The 19,403-nt window shown below is 72.9% G+C and carries 15 protein-coding genes; 5 read left to right on the forward strand and 10 right to left on the reverse strand.

The genetic code is table 11. The features are described 5' to 3' along the window. Positions 1-154 precede the first annotated feature (154 nt). Positions 155-742: an ATP-dependent Clp protease proteolytic subunit gene (locus FGD68_RS09715; protein ID WP_012038150.1), complete on the forward strand. Its 588-nt coding sequence runs from the start codon at positions 155-157 to the stop codon at positions 740-742. Positions 743-778: 36 nt separating this feature from the next. Then, entirely contained in the window at positions 779-1,459 is a 681-nt protein-coding gene (locus tag FGD68_RS09720; RefSeq protein WP_012038151.1) for an ATP-dependent Clp protease proteolytic subunit, read from the forward strand. Positions 1,460-1,523: 64 nt separating this feature from the next. Here the strand turns inward: FGD68_RS09720 and sfnG are convergent, their stop codons facing one another. Then, positions 1,524-2,666, reverse strand: a complete 1,143-nt coding sequence (gene sfnG / locus FGD68_RS09725; RefSeq protein WP_119372814.1) for a dimethylsulfone monooxygenase SfnG — start codon at positions 2,664-2,666, stop codon at positions 1,524-1,526. Between the two features lie 168 nt (positions 2,667-2,834). Between sfnG and clpX the strand changes: the two genes are divergently transcribed. Beyond that, a complete protein-coding gene (gene clpX / locus FGD68_RS09730) occupies positions 2,835-4,115 on the forward strand; it encodes an ATP-dependent Clp protease ATP-binding subunit ClpX (protein WP_119372813.1) in 1,281 nt (426 codons plus the stop codon). Between the two features lie 78 nt (positions 4,116-4,193). Here the strand turns inward: clpX and FGD68_RS09735 are convergent, their stop codons facing one another. Further along, positions 4,194-6,257, reverse strand: coding sequence for a M3 family metallopeptidase (locus FGD68_RS09735; protein WP_119372812.1), 2,064 nt, complete (start codon positions 6,255-6,257; stop codon positions 4,194-4,196). Positions 6,258-6,296: 39 nt separating this feature from the next. Here FGD68_RS09735 and FGD68_RS09740 point away from each other — a divergent pair, with 39 nt between their 5' ends. Further along, positions 6,297-7,100: a class I SAM-dependent methyltransferase gene (locus FGD68_RS09740; RefSeq protein WP_119372811.1), complete on the forward strand. Its 804-nt coding sequence runs from the start codon at positions 6,297-6,299 to the stop codon at positions 7,098-7,100. 31 nt (positions 7,101-7,131) lie between these two features. Here the strand turns inward: FGD68_RS09740 and FGD68_RS09745 are convergent, their stop codons facing one another. From FGD68_RS09745 to FGD68_RS09760, 4 genes are all read right to left on the reverse strand, one after another. After that, positions 7,132-7,395: a hypothetical protein gene (locus FGD68_RS09745; RefSeq protein ID WP_119372810.1), complete on the reverse strand. Its 264-nt coding sequence runs from the start codon at positions 7,393-7,395 to the stop codon at positions 7,132-7,134. Further along, positions 7,395-7,847 carry a GNAT family N-acetyltransferase gene (locus tag FGD68_RS09750; RefSeq protein WP_119372809.1) on the reverse strand — a complete coding sequence of 151 codons (453 nt, stop codon included), beginning with the start codon at positions 7,845-7,847 and terminating at the stop codon, positions 7,395-7,397. Before FGD68_RS09750 ends, FGD68_RS09745 begins: the two co-directional genes overlap by 1 nt. Continuing rightward, entirely contained in the window at positions 7,844-10,489 is a 2,646-nt protein-coding gene (gene valS, locus FGD68_RS09755; RefSeq protein ID WP_237609400.1) for a valine--tRNA ligase, read from the reverse strand. The genes FGD68_RS09750 and valS overlap by 4 nt, the downstream gene beginning before the upstream one ends. A 134-nt stretch (positions 10,490-10,623) precedes the next feature. Then, positions 10,624-12,588, reverse strand: a complete 1,965-nt coding sequence (locus FGD68_RS09760) for a phosphoenolpyruvate carboxykinase (GTP) (protein WP_237609401.1) — start codon at positions 12,586-12,588, stop codon at positions 10,624-10,626. A 111-nt stretch (positions 12,589-12,699) separates the two neighbouring features. On the opposite strand from FGD68_RS09760, the gene FGD68_RS09765 reads away from it, so the two are divergent. Then, positions 12,700-14,127: a helix-turn-helix domain-containing protein gene (locus FGD68_RS09765; RefSeq protein ID WP_119373703.1), complete on the forward strand. Its 1,428-nt coding sequence runs from the start codon at positions 12,700-12,702 to the stop codon at positions 14,125-14,127. An 18-nt stretch (positions 14,128-14,145) separates the two neighbouring features. On the opposite strand, the gene FGD68_RS09770 is transcribed toward FGD68_RS09765, so the two are convergent. The 4 genes from FGD68_RS09770 to FGD68_RS09785 are packed head-to-tail and all read right to left on the reverse strand — an operon-like array spanning position 14,146 to position 19,398. After that, positions 14,146-15,825, reverse strand: coding sequence for a dipeptide ABC transporter ATP-binding protein (locus FGD68_RS09770; protein ID WP_237609402.1), 1,680 nt, complete (start codon positions 15,823-15,825; stop codon positions 14,146-14,148). Further along, on the reverse strand, positions 15,822-16,682 hold the full coding sequence (locus FGD68_RS09775) for an ABC transporter permease (protein ID WP_104236479.1): 861 nt from the start codon (positions 16,680-16,682) through the stop codon (positions 15,822-15,824). Before FGD68_RS09775 ends, FGD68_RS09770 begins: the two co-directional genes overlap by 4 nt. Beyond that, complete coding sequence (locus tag FGD68_RS09780) at positions 16,679-17,755, reverse strand: ABC transporter permease (protein ID WP_104236480.1); 1,077 nt, start codon at positions 17,753-17,755, stop codon at positions 16,679-16,681. The genes FGD68_RS09775 and FGD68_RS09780 overlap by 4 nt, the downstream gene beginning before the upstream one ends. After that, complete coding sequence (locus FGD68_RS09785) at positions 17,752-19,398, reverse strand: ABC transporter substrate-binding protein (RefSeq protein WP_119373719.1); 1,647 nt, start codon at positions 19,396-19,398, stop codon at positions 17,752-17,754. The genes FGD68_RS09780 and FGD68_RS09785 overlap by 4 nt, the downstream gene beginning before the upstream one ends. Between the last annotated feature and the right edge of the window lie 5 nt (positions 19,399-19,403).

Here is a 19,403-nt window from a genome sequence, read left to right on the forward strand (position 1 = left end):
CCGACCGCGGCGGCCGTGCCTCTCCGACCGCGGCGGCCGTGCCTCTCCGCCCGCGGCGGCCGTGCCTCTCCGCCCGCGGCGAACACGGGCGTAGGGGCGAACCCCCTCCGATAGATTCATGACTCGAAGCGACGAATGAATGGGAGCTCGAACAATGGCCGAACCGACACTGGTACCCGGTGTTTTTGACCGACTGCTGAAGGACCGCATCATCTGGCTCGGATCCGAGGTCCGCGACGACAACGCGAACGAGATCTGCGCGAAGATCCTGCTGCTGGCGGCGGAGGATTCCGAGAAGGACATCTTCCTGTACATCAACTCGCCCGGCGGTTCCATCACCGCGGGAATGGCCATCTACGACACCATGCAGTTCGTCCCCAACGACATCGTCACCGTCGGGATCGGCATGGCCGCCTCCATGGGCCAGCTGCTCCTCACGAGCGGCACCAAGGGCAAGCGCTACATCACACCGAACGCACGCGTGCTGCTGCACCAGCCCCACGGCGGCTTCGGCGGCACGTCGAGCGACATCCAGACGCAGGCCCAGCTCATCCTCTCGATGAAGCAGCGCCTCGCCGAGATCACCGCGGGCCAGACCGGCAAGACGGCCGAGCAGATCAACGAGGACGGCGACCGCGACCGCTGGTTCACCGCCCAGGAGGCCCTCGAGTACGGCTTCGTCGACCACATCCGCGAGTCGGCGACCGACGTCGTCGGCGGCGGCGGCACCGAGACCTCCTAGAGCCCGCGACATTCGAGACAGGTAAGAGAAGAGAACATGGAACTCCCCACCTTCGGCGGCGCCCGCGGCGCCGGCTCCACCGCCACGAGCCCGTCGTCGCGGTACATCCTCCCCAGCTTCGAGGAGCGAACGGCCTACGGCTACAAGCGCCAGGACCCGTACGCCAAGCTCTTCGAGGACCGCATCATCTTCCTCGGCGTGCAGGTCGACGACGCGTCGGCCGACGACGTCATGGCCCAGCTGCTCGTGCTCGAGTCGATGGATCCCGACCGCGACATCGTGATGTACATCAACTCGCCCGGCGGCTCCTTCACGGCCATGACGGCGATCTACGACACCATGCAGTACGTCTCGCCGCAGATCCAGACGGTCTGCCTCGGTCAGGCGGCCTCCGCCGCGGCCGTGCTGCTCGCCGGCGGCGCGCCCGGGAAGCGGCTCGCGCTCCCCAATGCCCGCGTGCTCATCCACCAGCCCGCCACGGGCGAGTCGAGCGGCGGCCAGGCGTCCGACATCGAGATCCAGGCGGCGGAGATCATGCGCATGCGCTCCTGGCTCGAGGACACGCTCGCGAAGCACACCAACCGCGACCGCGACCAGATCAACCGCGACATCGAGCGCGACAAGATCCTCGGCGCCGACGAGGCGCTGGAGTACGGCCTCATCGACCAGGTGCTCACCTCGCGCAAGAACCTGACGGCGGCGATCCCCGCCCGCTAGGCCCGCACATCGGAGGAGGGGCGGTCGGCATCAGCCGACTGCCCCTCCTCTCATGCCACGTGCGTCAGGTCGCGGGCTCCGCGATCTCGCCCCGCTCGATCGCCTCCCGCTCGAGCTCCCGGACGATCGGCAGCACCTGCGTGCCGAACTGCTCGATGTCCTCGAGGTAGTGCAGGAATCCGAGGAGCAGGAGGTCGACCCCGCGCTTGCGGTACTCGACCATGCGGCGCGCGACCTGCTCCGGCGTGCCGATGAGGCCGGTGCGGAAGCCGTCGTTGTACTGCACGAGGTCGCGGAACGTCGAGTCGGACCACATGCCCTTGCCGTCGCCGGTCGACGCCCCCGCCTGCTTGACGGCCTGGCGGAAGCCCTCGACGGCGTCGGGGTTCGCCTTGGCGATGATCTCCTCGAGGACGTCCTGCGCCTCCTGCTCGGTGTCGCGCGCGATGACGAAGCCGTTGAGCCCGAACCTGACCCGCTCGCTGCGGCCGGCGGCGCGGGCCGATGCGAGCACGTCGGCGCGCTGCTCCTCGAAGCCCGCGAAGTCCTTGCCGTTGGAGAAGTACCAGTCGGTCACGCGACCGCCCATCTCGCGTGCGTCCGTGCTGTTGCCGCCCATGAAGATCTCCGGGTGCGCGCGCCCGGGCACGTCGACGGGCGGCGGCTTGAGCGTGAAGTCGTGGATCCGGTAGAAGTCGCCCAGGTGCGTGAACTCCTTCTCCGTCCAGAGGCCGCGGAGGACGCGGATGAACTCCTCGGTGCGGCGGTAGCGCTCCCCGTGCTCGAGCCAGGGCTCGCCGAAGCCGACGAACTCGTCCTTCAGCCATCCGGAGACGACGTTGACGGCCGCGCGGCCGTGGGACATGTGGTCGGCCGTGATGATCCACTTGGCCAGCACGCCCGGGTGCCAGAGGCCCGGGTGCACGGCCGCGATGACCTTGAGCCGCTCGGTCGCGAGCAGGAGGCCGAGCGAGAACGAGGTCGACTCGTGCTGCTTGTCGGCGCCGTAGGACGCGGTGTACCGCACCTGGCTCAGGGCGTAGTCGAATCCGTTGCGCTCGGCGAGCTGCGCGACGCGGACGTTGAAGTCGAAGTCGAAGTGGGTGCGCTGCTCGATGTCGCTCGTCACGAGGCCGCCCGAGACGTTCGGGACCCAGTAGGCGAAGGACAGCGCGTCGGGGGACGCAGGAGGGGTGTCGTCTGTCATGCGGACATGGTGGGTGACGCAGCCGGGAGCATCCCGTCGTGTTGCGCAGTGTGACGGCGGAGTGCCGCACATCGGGTCCTCCGACGGGCCGCGCCCCCAGGGGTCCGGAAGATGTCGGGCGCTCGGGTTAGGCTCGTTCCACATCGCACGGTTTCCGGGGAGGAATTCATGGCACGCATCGGCGAGAGCGCGGATCTGCTCAAGTGCTCCTTCTGCGGGAAGAGCCAGAAGCAGGTCCAGCAGCTGATCGCGGGACCGGGCGTCTACATCTGCGACGAGTGCGTGGAGCTCTGCAACGAGATCATCGAGGAGCGCCTGGCCGAGGCCAGCGAGGAGACGACGGGCGAGTTCGAGCTGCCCAAGCCGAAGGAGATCTTCGGCTTCCTCGACGAGTACGTCATCGGGCAGGAGGCCGCCAAGCGCGCGTTGTCCGTGGCGGTCTACAACCACTACAAGCGCGTGCGGGCCGTCAGCACCATCGGGCCGGCCGAGACCGTGGGCGACGAGATCGAGATCGCCAAGAGCAACATCCTCCTCATCGGGCCCACCGGCTGCGGCAAGACCTACCTCGCGCAGACGCTGGCGAAGCGCCTGAACGTGCCATTCGCCGTCGCCGACGCCACCGCCCTCACCGAGGCGGGCTACGTCGGCGAGGACGTCGAGAACATCCTCCTGAAGCTCATCCAGGCCGCCGACTACGACGTGAAACGGGCCGAGACGGGCATCATCTACATCGACGAGGTCGACAAGATCGCGCGCAAGGCCGAGAACCCGAGCATCACGCGCGACGTGTCGGGTGAGGGCGTGCAGCAGGCGCTGCTGAAGATCCTCGAGGGCACGGTCGCCTCGGTGCCGCCGCAGGGCGGCCGCAAGCACCCGCACCAGGAGTTCATCCAGGTCGACACGACCAACGTGCTCTTCATCGTCGCCGGCGCGTTCGCCGGGCTCGAGGACATCATCAGCCAGCGCGCGGGCAAGAAGGGCATCGGCTTCGGCGCCCCGCTGCACCGCAAGGACGTGAACGCCGACGTGTTCGGCGAGGTGCTGCCCGAGGACCTGCACAAGTTCGGCCTCATCCCGGAGTTCATCGGGCGCCTCCCGGTCGTCACGACGGTCACGCAGCTCGACCAGCGCGCGCTCATGGAGATCCTCACCAAGCCGCGCAACGCGCTCGTGCGCCAGTACCAGCGCATGTTCGAGCTCGACGGCGTGGAGCTGGAGTTCGAGCAGGGCGCCCTGGAGTCCATCGCCGACCTCGCCGTCCTCCGCCAGACGGGCGCTCGCGGGTTGCGTGCCATCCTGGAGGAGGTGCTCGGGCCGATCATGTTCGACATCCCCTCGGACGAGGAGGTGGGCCGCGTGGTCATCACGCGCGAGTCGGTCGTGCAGAACGCCGCGCCCACCATCGTGCCGCGTGCCTCCATCTTGCGCGCGGAGAAGTCCGCCTGATCCGGCCGTCGCGCCGCTATACGACGAGAGCGCCGCACCCCGTGAGGGGCGCGGCGCTCTCGTCGTCCGCGGTGTGGATCAGTCGGCGAGGCCGCGACGCTCGAGCAGCGGCTCGATGACGGCGTCGCGCCCGCGGAAGTCGCGGTACGCCTCCAGCGGGTCCTTCGATCCGCCGACGCCGAGGAGGAGCGAGCGGAAGCGGTCGCCGTTCTCGCGCGTGAGTCCGCCGTTCTCGCGGAACCACTCGACGGTGTCGGCGTCCAGCACCTCGCTCCAGATGTAGGAGTAGTAGCCGGCGTCGTAGCCGCCCGCGAACGTGTGCTGGAAGTAGCTGGACGCATAGCGGGGGAGGACGGCGGGCACGTCGAGGCCGACCGCGGCGAGGGCGTCGGCCTGGAACGCGTCCACGTCCTCGACCCGGTCGCCGACTCCGATCCGGTGCCAGGCCTGGTCGAGGAGCGCGGCGCCCAGGTACTCGGAGGTGAGGAAGCCCTCGTTGAAGGCGCTCGACGCCTGCACGGCGGCGACGAGCTCGGCCGGCATCGGCTCGCCCGTCTCGTGGTGCACGGCGTAGGACGCGAGGATCTCGGGCCACAGCATCCACATCTCGTTGACCTGGCTGGGGAACTCGACGAAGTCGCGGAACACGTTCGTGCCGGCGAAGCGCGGGTAGGTCACGCGGGCGAAGAGCCCGTGCAGCGCGTGGCCGAACTCGTGGAACAGGGTGGTGGTCTCGTCGTAGCTGAGCAGGGTCGGCTGGCCGGCCGGCGGCTTCGGCACGTTGAGGTTGTTGAGCACGACCGTGGGCGTGTGGAGCAGTGCGCTCTGCGAGATGAGCGGGTTCATCCACGCCCCACCGCGCTTGGAGTCGCGCGTGTGGAGGTCGAGGACGTAGAGGCCGACGGGGGATCCGTCCTCGTCGCGCACCTCGAAGACGCGCGCGTCGGGGTGGTAGGCGACGATGTCGTCGCGCTCCGTGAAGGTGACGCCGTACAGCGCGGTGGCCGCGCGGAACACGCCGTCGCGCAGCACGCGGTCGGCCTCGAGGTAGGGGCGCATCCGCTCGGTGTCGACGTCGTAGCGCTCGGTGCGCACCTTCTCGCTGTAGAAGGCCCAGTCCCAGGCGGCGAGCTCGAACGTCGGCTCGCCGAGCTCCTCCTGCGTCCGGTCGATCACGCGCTGCAGCTCGACGGCCTCGGCGCGGGCGTTCCGCGCCGCGGCCGGGGCGAGCCGCCCGAGCATGTCGGCGACGGCCTCCGGGGTGCGCGCGGTCTGGTCCGCGGTGACTGCCGCCGCGTGGCTCGGGAAGCCGAGGAGGGCTGCTCGCTCGGCGCGGAGGCGTGTGATCTCGAGCACGAGCGGGCGATTGTCGTGGTCGTTCCCGCGGGCGCCGCGGGCGAGCGACGCCTCCATGATCCGCTGGCGCAGCCTCCGGTCCGTCAGCTGCGACAGGTACGGGTGGCCGGTGGGGAGGACGAGCGTGATGAGGTGCTTCCCCTCGAGCCCGCGGTCGACGGCGGCCTGCGCGGCAGCGGCGATGGCGCTCGCCCCGAGCCCGTCGAGCTGCGCCGGGTCGTCGACGACGACGGCGAGGTCGTTGGTGTCCTCGAGCAGGTTCGACTCGAAGCGCGTCGTGAGCACGGACAGGCGGCGGTTCAGGTCGCGCAGGCGGTCCTTCGCGTCGTCGTCGAGGCCCGCGCCCGCGATCGTGAACTCGGCCAGGTAGCGCTCGACGAGGTAGACTGACTCGGCGTCGAGCCCGGACTCGTGGCGCGTGTCGTGGACGGAGCGGATCCGGGAGTAGAGCGCCGCGTCGAGGCGGATCGCGTCCTCGTGCGCTGCCAGCTCGGGCGCGATCTCGGCGTCGAGCTCGCGCGTGAAGGGGGAGCTGTCGGCGGAGGAGAGCGTGAAGAAGACGTGGCCGACGCGGTCGAGCGTGCGGCCCGCGCGCTCGAGGGCGACCAGGGTGTTCTCGAAGGTCGGCGGCTCGGGGGAGTCGGCGATGGCGCGGACCTCGGCCAGGTGCTCGGCGATCCCGGACTGGAACGCGGAACGGAAGTGCTCATCGCGGATGTCGGCGAAGGGGGGCATGCCGTAGGGGAGGGTGCTCGGTTCGAGGAAGGGATTCGAGGGCGTCGTCATACGGCGAGCCTAGGCCGGGCGCCGACCTAGGCTCGGAGGGTGAAGAGCGAGCGATACACCCACGGCCACCACGAGAGCGTCCTCCGCGTGCACAGCGCGCGGACCGTCCGGAACTCCGCCGCGTACCTGGAGCCGCACCTGCGGCCCGGGCTCGACGTCCTGGACGTCGGCAGCGGCCCGGGCACCATCACGGTGGAGCTCGCCGACCTCGTCGCGCCGGGCCGCGTGGTCGGCCTGGACATGTCGGAGGAGGTCGTGCGGCAGGCGTCGGAGCTGGCGGCGTCGAGGGGCACCGGGAACGTCGAGTTCGTCACCGGATCCGTCTACGAGCTGCCGTACCCCGACGCGTCGTTCGACGTCGTCCACGCGCACCAGGTGCTGCAGCACGTGGGCGACCCCGTCCGCGCGCTGGCGGAGATGCGCCGCGTCACGCGCCCCGGCGGGCTCGTGGCGGCGCGCGACGTCATCTACTCGAAGGTCGCGCTGTTCCCCGAGTCGGACGGCCTGCGGCTCTGGGCCGACGTGTACCTGCCGGTGCACCACGCGAACGGCGGCGAGCCCGACGCGGGATCCCGCCTCAAGGCGTGGGCGCGCCAGGCGGGGTTCACGGAGATCGCCTCGAGCGCATCCGTGTGGTGCTTCTCCTCCGACGACGAGCGGGCCTGGTGGGGCGGCGCATGGGCCGACCGCGCGGTCGCCTCGTCGTTCGCGGGCCAGGCGCGGGAAGGCGGCTTCGCGACCGACGACGACCTGCGGGCGATCCGCGCCGGCTGGCAGGAGTGGGCGGCGGACGACGACGGCTTCCTCGCGATGCCGCACGGCGAGATCCTCGCCCGGCGCTGACCCGCGCCGGGCGCTGACCCGCGGCGGGCGGTCAGTCGTCGAAGGGGTCGTCGGTGCTCTCGCCGGGGATCGTGATGGTCGCCGCGTCCTCGACCGGGTCGTAGCGGATCACGGTGCCGTCGTCGAGCTCCACGACGGGCTTCCGCTCGAGCCAGGTGAGCGTCCAGCGCCACTGGGACGTGTCCGCGTCGAGCGCGAGCACGTCGGACTCGACGGTCTTCACGGCGAGGAGGACGACCTCGGGCAGCTCCGCCGGGGCGGTGCCGCCGACGGGCCAGCGGGTGCCGAGCTGCATCAGACGTCCTGCTCGTACGTGACCCACGTGGTGCGGCGGGCGACCCGGTCGTAGAGGCGCTGCGCGTCGGCGTTGTCCTCGGCGGTGATCCAGCGGAGCATGCTGGCGTCCTCGCCGCGAGCGACCTCGGCGACCGCGGCGATGAGCTTCTCGCCCACGCCCTGGCGGCGCGAGATCTCGCGCACGTACAGGTCGTCGACGAGGAGGCCGTCGGTGCCGCGGGCCAGGCGCGCGAAGCGGTGGAAGTGCGCGAGGCCGACGAGGGCGCCCTCGTGCGCGTCGTCCACGGCGACGAGCGCCGAGCTCGCGTGCGCGTCGTCGATGATGTGGCTCCAGGCGAGCACGGCCGCCTCATCGGTCAGCTCGGTGCCGTAGAACCCGGCGTAGCCCGCGAACAGGTCGAACCAGGGGAAGAAGTCGCCGTCGCGGACGGGACGGATCGAGATGGTCATGCGCGGTTCTCCTCGGGCTGCTCGGCGGGGGCGAGCGTGATGCGGGTGACGGCGGGGCCGTCCCCCTCGGTGAAGGTCAGGTCGGTGATGCGGCCCACGGCGCGGAGGTCCCGCGCCACGAGCTCGAGCGAGCGGATGTCCTCAGGCGAAGCGGAGACGACGGCCTCCGCGACGGGCGTCTTCTGCGAGGCCTTGGCGTCGGTCTTGGCGCGGCGGATGCCCACGAGCGCCCGGCCGGCCAGCGCGAGCAGCCGCGGGTCGGCCGCGCCCCCGGTCGCCGGGGCGTCGGGGGTCGGCGCGGTCGGCCAGGCGGCGGTGTGGATCGAGCCGTCGTGCGACCAGCTCCACGCCTCCTCGGCCGCGAACGGCACGAAGGGCGCGAACAGGCGCAGCAGCACGTCGAGGGCCTCGCGGAGCGCGGCGACCGCGGATCCCCGGTCGGCCGGGTCGGCGTCGGCCGAGTAGGCGCGGTCCTTGACGAGCTCCAGGTAGTCGTCGCAGAAGGTCCAGAAGAAGCTCTCCGTGACCTCGAGGGCGCGCGCGTGGTCGTACTCCTCGAGCGCGGTGGTGGCCGTCTCGACGACCTCGGCGAGGGCGGCGAGCATGCCCACGTCGATGGCGTGCGTCGCGCGGGCGCCCTCGGGCGCCTCGAACGAGAGGATGAACTTCGCCGCGTTGAGGACCTTGATCGCGAGTCGACGGCCGATCTTGATCTGCGTCGGGTTCTGCGGGTCCATCGCAGCGTCCACGCCGAGGCGGGCGGACGCGGCCCAGTAGCGCACCGCGTCGGAGCCGAACTGCTCGAGCGTGGCCGCGGGGGTCACGACGTTGCCCTTGGACTTCGACATCTTCTTGCGGTCGGGGTCGAGGATCCAGCCCGAGATCGCGGCCGTCCTCCACGGCGCGGTGCCGTGCTCCAGCTCGGCCCGGAGGACCGTGGAGAACAGCCACGTGCGGATGATGTCCTGGCCCTGCGGGCGCATGGAGAACGGGAAGACGAGGTCGAAGAGCTCGGGGTCGCGCTCCCAGCCGCCCGCGAGCTGCGGGGTCAGCGAGGACGTGGCCCAGGTGTCCATGACGTCGAGCTCGCCCTGGAAGCCGCCGGGCACGCCGCGCTGGTCCTCCGTGTAGCCGGGGGCGGGATCCGACGACGGGTCGACGGGGAGCTGGTCCTCGGTGGGCGTGATGGCCTTCTCGAACTCCGGGTTGCCGTCCGCGTCGAGCGGGTACCAGACCGGCAGCGGCACGCCGAAGAAGCGCTGGCGGGAGACGAGCCAGTCGCCGTTGAGGCCGCCGACCCAGTTCTCGTAGCGCACGCGCATGAAGTCGGGGACGAAGCCGATCTCGCGGCCGCGGCCGATGAGGCCCGCGCGGAGCTCCTCGTCGCGGCCGCCGTTGCGGATGTACCACTGGCGGGTCGAGACGATCTCGAGGGGCTTGTCGCCCTTCTCGTAGAACTTGACCGGGTGGGTGATCTTGCGGGGCTCGCCGATCAGCTCGCCGGACTCCGTGAGGAGCTCGACCATCGCGGCCTTCGCGGAGAAGACGGTCTTGCCGGCGAGGGCGGCGTACGCCGCGCGTCCGGTCTCTGACGTGATGGCGGCGGGCGCCTCCGAGACGATGCGGCCGTCGAAGCCGACGATCGCGCGGTTCTCGAGCTGCAGCTCGCGCCACCAGACGACGTCGTTGAGGTCGCCGAAGGTGCAGACCATGGCGATGCCGGATCCCTTGTCGGGCTGCGCGAGGTGGTGTGCGAGCACGGGGACCTCGACGCCGAAGACGGGGGTCGTCACGGTGGTGCCGAAGAGCCCCTGGTAGCGCTCGTCGTCGGGGTGCGCGACGAGGGCGACGCACGCCGCCAGGAGCTCGGGGCGCGTGGTGTCGATGATCACGTCGTCGCCGCCGGGGCGGTGGAAGGCGAGGCGGTGGTAGGCGCTCGGCTGCTCGCGGTCCTCCAGCTCGGCCTGCGCGACCGCGGTGCGGAAGGTGACGTCCCACAGGGTGGGCGCGTCGGCCTGGTAGGCCTCGCCGCGGGCGAGGTTGCGGAGGAACGCGCGCTGCGAGGCGACCTGCGCCTCGGCGCCGATGGTGCGGTAGCTCTGGCGCCAGTCGACGCTCAGGCCGAGCGTGCGGAAGAGGTCCTCGAACTGCTTCTCGTCCTCCTCGGTGAGGCGCTCGCACAGCTCGATGAAGTTGCGGCGGGAGATGGGCTGCTGGTCGCCCGGCTTGGACGTGCCGCCTGTCTCGGAGGGCTGGTACGCGGGGTCGTAGGGAAGCGTGGGGTCGCAGCGGACGCCGTAGAAGTTCTGGACGCGTCGCTCGGTGGGGAGCCCGTTGTCGTCCCAGCCGAGCGGGTAGAACACGCTCTCGCCGCGCATGCGCCGATAGCGGGCGATGACGTCGGTGTGCGTGTAGCTGAACACGTGGCCGATGTGCAGGGATCCGCTCGCGGTGGGCGGCGGGGTGTCGATGGAGAAGACGGTGCCCGCGGCGGCCTCGTCGCGGCGGAAGTCGTACGTGCCGTCGGCCTGCCAGCGTCCGCCCCACTTGGCCTCCAGACCCTCGAGGGCGGGCTTGTCGGGGACCCGGGCGACCTCTCCGGTCGCTCCCTGCGCGGTGTCCGGACGTCGTTCGTCAGCCATGCGTGCTCCGGTTCCCTCGATGTGGACGGCACCGTGTCGATGGTGAGGTGCCTGCTGTGCGGGGTTCACGCTACCGGATGGGGCGCGGAGGCCGGATGCGGGGGCGTGCGCGCCCATGGCATCCGGCCTCCCGGCTAGGCGCGTGACGTCGTCGCGGTCTCCCGGAAGGCCACGCGCATGGCGTCGAGGCGCCCCGTCAGCTCCGTCGGCACCCGGCCGCCGAAGCGCGCGAAGTGCGCCTCCACGGCGTCGAGCTCCTTGAGCCAGAGGTCGGGATCCAGCGCGAGCAGCTCGTCGAGCGCGCCGTCCGCGAGGTCGAGGCCCTGGACGTCCAGGTCCTCCGGCAGCGGCAGCCCGCCGACGGGGGTCGGCACCACGGGCACGCGGTCCTCCAGGCGGCGGACGATCCACTCGAGCACGCGGGCGTTCTCGCCGAAGCCCGGCCAGAGGAATGACCCGTCGTCGCCCTTGCGGAACCAGTTGACCTGGAAGACGCGGGGCGCGCCGTCGCCGAGACCACGCCCCACCTCGAGCCAGTGCCGCCAGTGGTCGGCCATGTCGTATCCGCAGAAGGGCTGCATCGCGAACGGGTCGTGGCGGAGCTCGCCCACCCGGCCATCGGCGGCGGCCGTCTGCTCGGACGCCATGGTGGCGCCCACGAAGACGCCGTGCTCCCAGTCGTCCGCCTCCGCGACCAGCGGGACGTTCGTCGCGCGGCGACCGCCGAAGAGGATCGCGTCGACCACGACGCCGTCGGGGTCGTCCCAGTCGTCCGCGAGCGACGGGCACTGCTCGATCCCCACGGTGAAGCGGGCGTTCGGGTGCGCGGCGGGGGATCCGGATCCGGGCGACCACGCCTCCCCCCGCCAGTCGACGAGGCCCGCGGGCGGCCTCGGCGTCATGCCCTCCCACCACACGTCGCCGTCGGGACGGAGCGCGACGTTCGTGAAGATCGCGTTGCCCCAGACGGTCGACATGGCGACGGGGTTGGTGCTCTCGCCCGTGCCGGGCGCCACGCCGAAGAGGCCGCGCTCGGGGTTCACGGCGCGGAGGCGGCCCCGCGCGTCGGGGCGGAGCCAGGCGATGTCGTCGCCCAGCGTCTCGACCGTCCAGCCCGGGATCGTGGGCGTGAGCATCGCGAGGTTCGTCTTCCCGCACGCCGACGGGAACGCGGCCGCGACGTGGAAGCGCCGGCCCTCGGGGCTCGTGATCCGGATGAGGAGCATGTGCTCCGCGAGCCAGCCCTCATCGCGCGCCATCACGGAGGCGATCCGGAGGGAGAAGCACTTCTTGCCGAGCAGCGCGTTGCCGCCGTAGCCCGAGCCGAACGAGATGATCTCGCGCTCCTCGGGGAAGTGGCAGATGCGCTTGTCGGCGTTGTGCGGCCACGCGACGTCCGTGCGGCGGATCCCGGCGTCGTCGACGAGAGGCGCGCCGAGGCCGTGCAGCGCGCGGACCCACGCGGTGTCGGGGCCGATGAGGCGGAGCGCGTCGTCGCCCATCCGGGTCATGAGCGCCATGCTGGCGACGACGTAGGCGCTGTCGGTGATCTGCACGCCGAGCTGCGAGATCGCGCCGCCGAGCGGGCCCATCGAGAACGGGACGACGTAGAGGGTGCGGCCGCGCATGGATCCGGCGAACAGCTCCCGGAGCTCCGCTCGCGTCTGGGCGGGGTCGCGCCAGTTGTTCGTGGGGCCGGCGTCGGCGGGATCCTCGGAGCAGATGAACGTGCGGTCCTCGACGCGCGCCACGTCGGCCGGGTCGCTGCGGGCGAGGAAGCTGTGCGGGCGCCACTCGGGGTTCAGTCGGATGAGCGTGCCGGCGTCGACCATCTGCCGCGTGATGCGGTCGTACTCGGCGACGCTGCCCGTGCACCAGACGACCCGGTCCGGGAGCGCGAGCCGGGCGACCTCCGCCACCCACTCGGCGATGCGGGGATCGCGGCAGTGCGCGGGGGCAGCTGCGCCGGGCGGGAGCGGCCGGGCGTCGAGCGCCGCGGCGCCGGTCGCGGCGCCGGTCGCGGCGCCGGTCTCGGTGCCGAACCGGCTGCCGCGCGGGCGGTCGGCGGTGAGCGGGGGTGCGTCCTGGATGGTGGTCATGTCGGTCCGTCCTCGTCGATCGGTCTGTTGTTCCAGCCTGCGACCGGTCAGGATGGGGTTCGAGGATCCATCAGCGTGAAGAAGCGCGGATGTTCACGGAGAGGTGAATGCATGGACCAGCTCGTCATCGGCCGGCGCATCCGGCACGCGCGGAAGGGCGCCGGGCTCACGCTGCAGGCGCTGGGGGAGCGGGCGGGGATCCTGCCGAGCCAGCTGAGCATGATCGAGAACGGCCGGCGCGAGACGCGCCTGTCGACGCTCGGGCGGATCGCGGGCGCGCTCGGCGTGGACGTCACGCACCTGCTCGCGGCCGACGCGCCCGACGCGCGCTCGGCCCTGGAGATCGAGCTCGACCGGGCGCAGCGCTCCTCGCTCTACGGCGGCCTCGGGCTCCCCGCGGTGCCGGCGAGCCGGGCGCTCCCGCAGGAGACGCTGGAGGCGCTCGTCGGCCTGCACCGGGAGCTCGCACGTCGCGAACGCGAGTCGATCGCGACGCCCGAGGAGGCCAGGCGGGCGAACACCGAGCAGCGGCTCGTGATGCGCGAGCGCGACAACCACATCCGCGAGATCGAGGAGCTCGCCGAGCGGATGCTCGCGGACGTCGGCCACCGCAGAGGCGCCCTCTCGCACCGCAGCGTCAGCCGCATGGCGGAGGGGCTCGGCTTCGAGCTCATCTACGTGGACGACCTCCCGCGGTCGACGCGCTCGGTCACCGACCTCGGGGACGGGCGGATCTACCTGCCGCCCGCGTCGATCCCCGGCGGCCACGGCCTCCGCTCGATGGCGCTGCAGGCGATGGCGCACCGGGTGCTCGGGCACGAGGAGCCCGCCAGCTACGCGGACTTCCTGCGGCAGCGGCTGGAGATCAACTACTTCGCGGCCGCGTGCCTCATGCCGCTCACGCAGTCGCTCGAGTTCCTCAGCGAGGCGAAGTCCCGGCGCGACCTCGCGGTGGAGGACTTCCGCGACGCGTTCGGCGTGACGCACGAGGCGGCGGCGCTCCGGCTCACGAACATCAGCACCACGCACCTCGACCTCCGCGTGCACTTCCTGCGCGTGGGCGGCGACGGCGCCGTCTACAAGGCGTACGAGAACGACGGCCTGCCGCTGCCCGTCGACGTCACGGGCGCGGTCGAGGGCCAGCCGGTGTGCCGGGAGTGGGCGGCGCGCGGCGCCTTCGACCGCACCAACCGCACGACCGAGTTCCACCAGTACACGGACACGCCCGCGGGGACGTTCTGGTGCTCGACGCAGACGGGATCCACGGCCGATGGGGAGTACTCCATCTCGTTCGGCGTGCCGTTCGCGCACGCGAAGTGGTTCCGCGGACGCGAGACGACGGCCAGGAGCGTCTCCCGCTGCCCGGACGAGTCGTGCTGCCGCCGCGCGGATCCCGAGGACGCCGGCCGCTGGCGCGACCGCGCCTGGCCGAGCGCCCGGCTGCACGCGCACATCCTCGCTCCGCTGCCGCGCGCATCCTTCCCCGGGGTGGACGACCGGGAGCTGTACGCGTTCCTCGACCGGCACGCGGGGGCGTGACGCGCGGACCCGCGCCGGCTATCGCGGCGGGACGTCCGGATCCAGGCGCGGGACGGCGGCGAGGAGGGCCCGGGTGACGGGGTGCGTCGGGCGGATGAGCACGTCGTCGGCGGATCCGCGCTCCACGATCCGGCCGTCGGACATGACGGCGACCTCGTCGCTCATGTGCGCGACGACGCCGAGGTCGTGCGAGATGAGCAGGAGGCCGAGACCGAGACGGCGCTGCAGCTCGTCGAGGAGGTCGAGCACCTGGGCCTGCACGGCGATGTCGAGGGCGGACACGGGCTCGTCGCAGATGAGCACGTCCGGGCGTGCCGCGAGGGCGCGCGCGATGGCGACGCGCTGCCGCTGGCCGCCGGAGAGCCGCGCGGGACGGCGGGAGAGGAGCGCGGGATCCAGGCCCACCTGCGCGAGGAGCGTCCCGGGGGAGTCGAAGGCGCCGGCGTCGCGGCGGCCGGCGACGACGACCAGGGCGTCCCGCAGGATCCGGTCGACGCTCCAGCGCGGGTCGAAGGACGCGAGCGGGTCCTGGTAGACGGCGCCGATCCGCGCGCGTCGGCTCCGGCGCTCGCGCTCCGGGATGCCGCTCCACGGTCCGCCGTCGAGCGTCACGTCGCCGGCGTCCGGCTCCTCGAGCGCCAGCAGGAGGCGGGCGACCGTGGTCTTGCCCGAGCCGGATCCCCCGACGAGGCCGAGCGTGCGGCCGCGGCGTACCTCGAGGGAGACGTCGTCGACGGCGGTGCGCACGGATCCGCCCGGGCCCCGATAGGAGCGGGTGAGGCCGGTGGCACGGAGGACCACGCGGTCGTCTGCGCGCGGTTCGGCGGCCGGTGCCTGTGCCGGTGCCGCGCCTGCTGCCTCGAGCCGGGCCTCCGAGAGGGGCGTGCCGCGCGGGACGCCCGTCGGCACGGCGGCCACGAGCGCGCGCGTCCGGGCGTGGGCGGGCGCGCGGAGGATCTCCGCGGTCGGGCCCTCCTCCACGATCCGGCCGTCGTGCATCACGGCGACGCGGTCGGCGAGCCGGGCGACGACGGCGAGGTCGTGGCTGACGAGCAGGGTCGCCTGGCCGCGCGTGCGCAGGTCGGCGAGCAGGTCGATGATGCGCGCCTGAACCGTCGCGTCGAGCGCGGTCGTCGGCTCGTCGGCGACGAGGAGCGGCGGATCCAGCGCGAGGGCGGCCGCGAGCAGCGCCCGCTGCCGCAGGCCGCCGGAGAGCTCGCCGGAGCGCTGGTGCACGCGCGTCGCGGGATCCGGCATGCCCACGCGCTCGAGCAGCTCGAGCACGCGCGCCCGTCGGGCGCGCGGGTCCCGCATCCCGTGGACGCGGAGGGCGTCGCCGATCTCGCGGCCGATGGGTCGGAGCGGGTCGAGCGAGGAGAGCGCGTCCTGCAGCACGAGGCCGACGCCCGATCCGCGGACGCTCCGCCACTCGCGCGGCCCCGCGTCGCGGAGGTCGCGGCCGCCGATCTCGAGGACGCCCGCCCGGACCTCGGCCCCCGGGCCGGCGAGACCGAGGAGGCTCCGCGCGGTCACGCTCTTCCCCGAGCCGGACGTACCGACGAGCGCGAGGCACTCGCCCGGCGCGATCCGCAGCGAGATGCCGTGCACCACGGGCACGCCGTCGAAGGACACGCGGAGGTCCGCGACGCGCAGGGCGGGCGGCGGCGCGGGCGTGGCGCGCCCGGATCCGGCGCTCACGACGCCCGGACCCGTCGCTCGAGCGCCCGACCGAGCACGGTCGACGCGGTCGCCGTCAGCACGATCATCAGGCCGGGAACCACCGTGAGCCACGGCGCCGAGCCGATGTAGGTGCGGCCGGCCGCGAGCATGGCGCCCCACTCGGGATCCGGCGGCACCGTGCCGAGCCCGAGGTAGCTCAGGGACGACGCCCACACGATCGCCTGCCCGACGCCGAGCGTGCCGAGCACGAAGAGCGGCGCCGCGGTGTTCGGGAGGATGTGGCGGGCGAGCACCACGAGCGGGGGGCGGCCGAGCACGGTGGCCGCCTCCACGTAGGCGGATCGGCGCACCGACATGACCCGGCCGCGGATGATGCGCGCGTATCCGGGCGCGGCCGAGATCCCGACGGCGAGGGTCGCGCTCCCGATGCCGGGCCCGAGGATCACGATGAGGAAGAGCGCGAGCAGGAGGCCGGGGAACGCGAAGACCACCTCGATCACGCGGTTCACGGCGAAGTCGGCGACGCGGCCGAGGAGCGCGGCCGCCAGCCCGAGGACCGCGCCGAGGCCGAGCCCGATGGCCGTGGCGCTCACGCCGATCACGAGGCTGGGGCCGGCGCCGTGGACGACGCGCGTGAGCACGTCGCGGCCGGACTCGTCGGTGCCGAGGAGGTGCCCGGCACCGGGCGCGCGGAACGCCTCGGCGGGGGCGATGGCGAGCGGATCACCGGGCGCGAGGATCCCGGGGGCGACGGCGGCCACGAGCAGCAGGACGACCACGATCGCGGCGCCCGTCGTCCCGGCGGCGGCGAGCGCGCGGACGTCCGGCCGGGAGGGCGCAGCGCCGAGGAGCGCGGCGGCGCGGGGGTCGCTCATCGCGCGGCCGCCGGGACATCGGGTGCCGGGGCGTCGGACGCCCGTGGCTCGGCGTCCGAGACCGGAGCGACCGGAGCGCCCGCGGGCACGTCTCCCGGGCGCGCGTCGACGAGCCGCGGATCCACGATCCGCGCGAGCAGGTCGGTCACGGCCGTGAGCACGATGTAGATCACCGCCACCACGAGCACCACGCCGACGATCACGGGCACGTCCCTGCTGGTCACGGCCGAGAGGGCGGTGCGTCCGAGGCCGGGCCGGGCGAAGATCTGCTCGACCACCACGGCACCCGAGATGAGGAAGCCGAACGCCCAGCCGGACAGCGCGATCCCGGGGGCGGCCGCGTGCCGCAGCGCGTGCCGCAGCCGCACGCCGGCCTCCGACTCGCCGCGGGCGCGCGCCGCGAGCGCGAACGGGGAGTCGAGCGCGTCGAGCAGCGCCTCCCGCATGATCTGCCCGAGGAACCCGGCGAGCGGGATCGCCAGCGTGAGCACCGGCAGCACGAGGCCGGCCGGCGAGGATCCGCTCACCGCCGGCAGCCAGCCGAGGCCGGTGGAGAACACGAGGATCAGCACCACGCCGATCCAGAAGTGCGGCAGCGACGCCGCCACGATCTCGACGCCCGCGCCGATCGCCCCGGCGACCCGGCCCGCGCCCGAGGAGACGAGGGCGAGGCCGAGCGCGAGGATCCACGCCACGGCGAGCGCGAGCACGGCCAGCAGCAGCGTGCCCGGCAGCTGCCGCGCGAGCACCGCCACGACGTCCTCGCGGAGTGCGTACGACCGGCCGAGGTCGCCCTGCGCGAGCCGCCCGAGCTGCGCGAGGTACTGCACGAGGAGCGGCTGGTCGAGCCCGTACTCGGCGCGCACGGCGGCGACGGCCTCGGGCGGCGCCTGCGAGCCGGGGCCGCCGAGGATCGCCTGCGCCGGGTCGCCCGGGATCAGCCGCACCGCGAGGAACGTGACGGTCGCGACCGCCCAGAGCACGAGGACCGCGCCGCCGATCCGTGCCCCGACGGCGCGGAGGAGCGCGGGTCGACGGGAGCCGGACGCGCGGACGGCGCGGCCGCGCCTCACCGCGCGAGCCAGGTGTCGTACATCGTCGGCGTCGCGACGGAGGGCAGCGCCCGGAGCCCCTGGACCGCCGTGCCGTGCAGGAAGTGGTTCTGCTGGTCGTACAGCGGCAGGATCCAGTGCCCGGCCATCACGCGCTGCTGCACGTCCGCGTAGAGCGCCTTCCGCCGGTCGAGGTCGGTCGTCGCCCGCGCCTCGGCGAGCGCCTGGTCGATCTCCGGCACCGACACCTTCGCGTGGTTCGCGAAGTAGCCGCTCGGCGCGGGCGTGATGCCGGAGGTGTCGTAGAGGATCCGCAGCACGTCGGGACCGGCCTTCGTGTACGGCGCGCTGACGAGCTCGTACGCGTCGTCGCCGAGGGCCTCGTACCAGGATCCGAGGTCCATGGGCTCGAGCTGCACGTCGAAGCCCACGGCCTTCACGTTCGCCTGGATCTGCTCGAACAGCGACTGCTCGGCGGGGATCGACTGGTTGGTGCTCACGGGGAAGCGCAGCGTCAGGCGCGCGCCGTCCTTCGTGCGGATCCCGTCGGCGCCCTTCGCGGACCAGCCGGCCTCGTCGAGCAGCGCGGCCGCGCGGTCGACGTCGATGCCGAACAGGTCAGGGTCGGAGACCGCGGCCGGCTCCGTGCTCGCGAGCGGCGAGTACGAGCGCTCGGCGGTGCCCTGGAAGAGGGCGGTGATCCCCGCGTCGACGTCGGCCGAGCGGATGAACGCCTCGCGCACGCGCTCGTCGTCGAACGGCGCCTGGCCCGAGTTCAGCTCGATGCGGTTCGAGGCGCCCGGCCGGGGCGCGTCGAGCTCGCCGAGCGCGCCGCCGGCGGTCGCGGAGGCGATCGCGTCGGGCTGCGCGTTGTCGATCACGTCGACCTCGCCGCTCTGCAGGGCCGCGTACCGGGAGGCGGCGTCCGGCAGGAACCGCCAGTCGATGCGGTCCAGGTACGCGGGGCCGGTGTGCGCGGCGTCGGCGGGCGGCGACGAGTAGGCGTCGTTGCGCACGAGCGAGATCGACTGCTGGCGGTCCCAGCGCTCCACGCTGAACGGGCCGGTGCCGATGGGCTGCGCGCAGTTCGCGTCCGTGCCGCGGGCGATCCCGGCGGGCGACTCCATCGCGAGCCACGGCTGCGAGAGCGACTCCAGCAGCGCGCTGTCGGGCGTCGAGAGCGTGAGCTGGACCGTGGAGGCGTCGACGGCGGTCGCGTCGCTGATCGCCTGCAGGGCCAGGTAGCCCGTGGAGGAGAGCGTCGCCGGATCCTGCACGTGGCGGATGTTGGCGACCACGGCGTCGGCGTCGAACGGCGTGCCGTCGGTGAAGGTCACCCCCTGCCGCAGCTTCAGCTCGAGGCCGAGGCCGTCGTCGCTCCAGGTCCAGCTCTCGGCGAGCCACGGCGTGATCCCGCCCTTCCCGTCGAGCGACACGAGCGGCTCGAGCAACTGGGACGAGACGAGCGCCTGCGGGTAGTTGCCGCCGACGTGGGGGTCGAGGCAGTCGGGCTCGGCGTCGCCGGACGCGTAGACGAGCGTGCCGCCGGATACGGGCGTGGTCGACGTCTCCGGGGTGGCCGAGGTGCAGCCGGTGAGGACGAGGGCGGTCGCGGCGAGGGCGCCGAGGCCCGCGAGGGCGCGGATGCGCGAGGTGGGGATCATGGGTG

The organism is Clavibacter californiensis (genome assembly GCF_021952865.1).
Classification (GTDB): domain Bacteria; phylum Actinomycetota; class Actinomycetes; order Actinomycetales; family Microbacteriaceae; genus Clavibacter; species Clavibacter californiensis.

Bases quoted from the DNA above. Each gene is read 5' to 3' on its own strand.
- FGD68_RS09775 (WP_104236479.1), bottom strand. From the start codon at position 16,682: ATGAGCGACCCCCGCGCCGCCGCGCTCCTCGGCGCTGCGCCCTCCCGG.
- FGD68_RS09720 (WP_012038151.1), top strand. From the start codon at position 779: ATGGAACTCCCCACCTTCGGCGGCGCCCGCGGCGCCGGCTCCACCGCC.
- FGD68_RS09785 (WP_119373719.1), bottom strand. From the start codon at position 19,398: ATGATCCCCACCTCGCGCATCCGCGCCCTCGCGGGCCTCGGCGCCCTC.
- sfnG (WP_119372814.1), bottom strand. From the start codon at position 2,666: ATGACAGACGACACCCCTCCTGCGTCCCCCGACGCGCTGTCCTTCGCC.
- FGD68_RS09765 (WP_119373703.1), top strand. From the start codon at position 12,700: ATGGACCAGCTCGTCATCGGCCGGCGCATCCGGCACGCGCGGAAGGGC.
- FGD68_RS09745 (WP_119372810.1), bottom strand. From the start codon at position 7,395: ATGCAGCTCGGCACCCGCTGGCCCGTCGGCGGCACCGCCCCGGCGGAG.
- FGD68_RS09760 (WP_237609401.1), bottom strand. From the start codon at position 12,588: ATGACCACCATCCAGGACGCACCCCCGCTCACCGCCGACCGCCCGCGC.
- valS (WP_237609400.1), bottom strand. From the start codon at position 10,489: ATGGCTGACGAACGACGTCCGGACACCGCGCAGGGAGCGACCGGAGAG.
- FGD68_RS09750 (WP_119372809.1), bottom strand. From the start codon at position 7,847: ATGACCATCTCGATCCGTCCCGTCCGCGACGGCGACTTCTTCCCCTGG.
- FGD68_RS09715 (WP_012038150.1), top strand. From the start codon at position 155: ATGGCCGAACCGACACTGGTACCCGGTGTTTTTGACCGACTGCTGAAG.
- FGD68_RS09735 (WP_119372812.1), bottom strand. From the start codon at position 6,257: ATGACGACGCCCTCGAATCCCTTCCTCGAACCGAGCACCCTCCCCTAC.
- clpX (WP_119372813.1), top strand. From the start codon at position 2,835: ATGGCACGCATCGGCGAGAGCGCGGATCTGCTCAAGTGCTCCTTCTGC.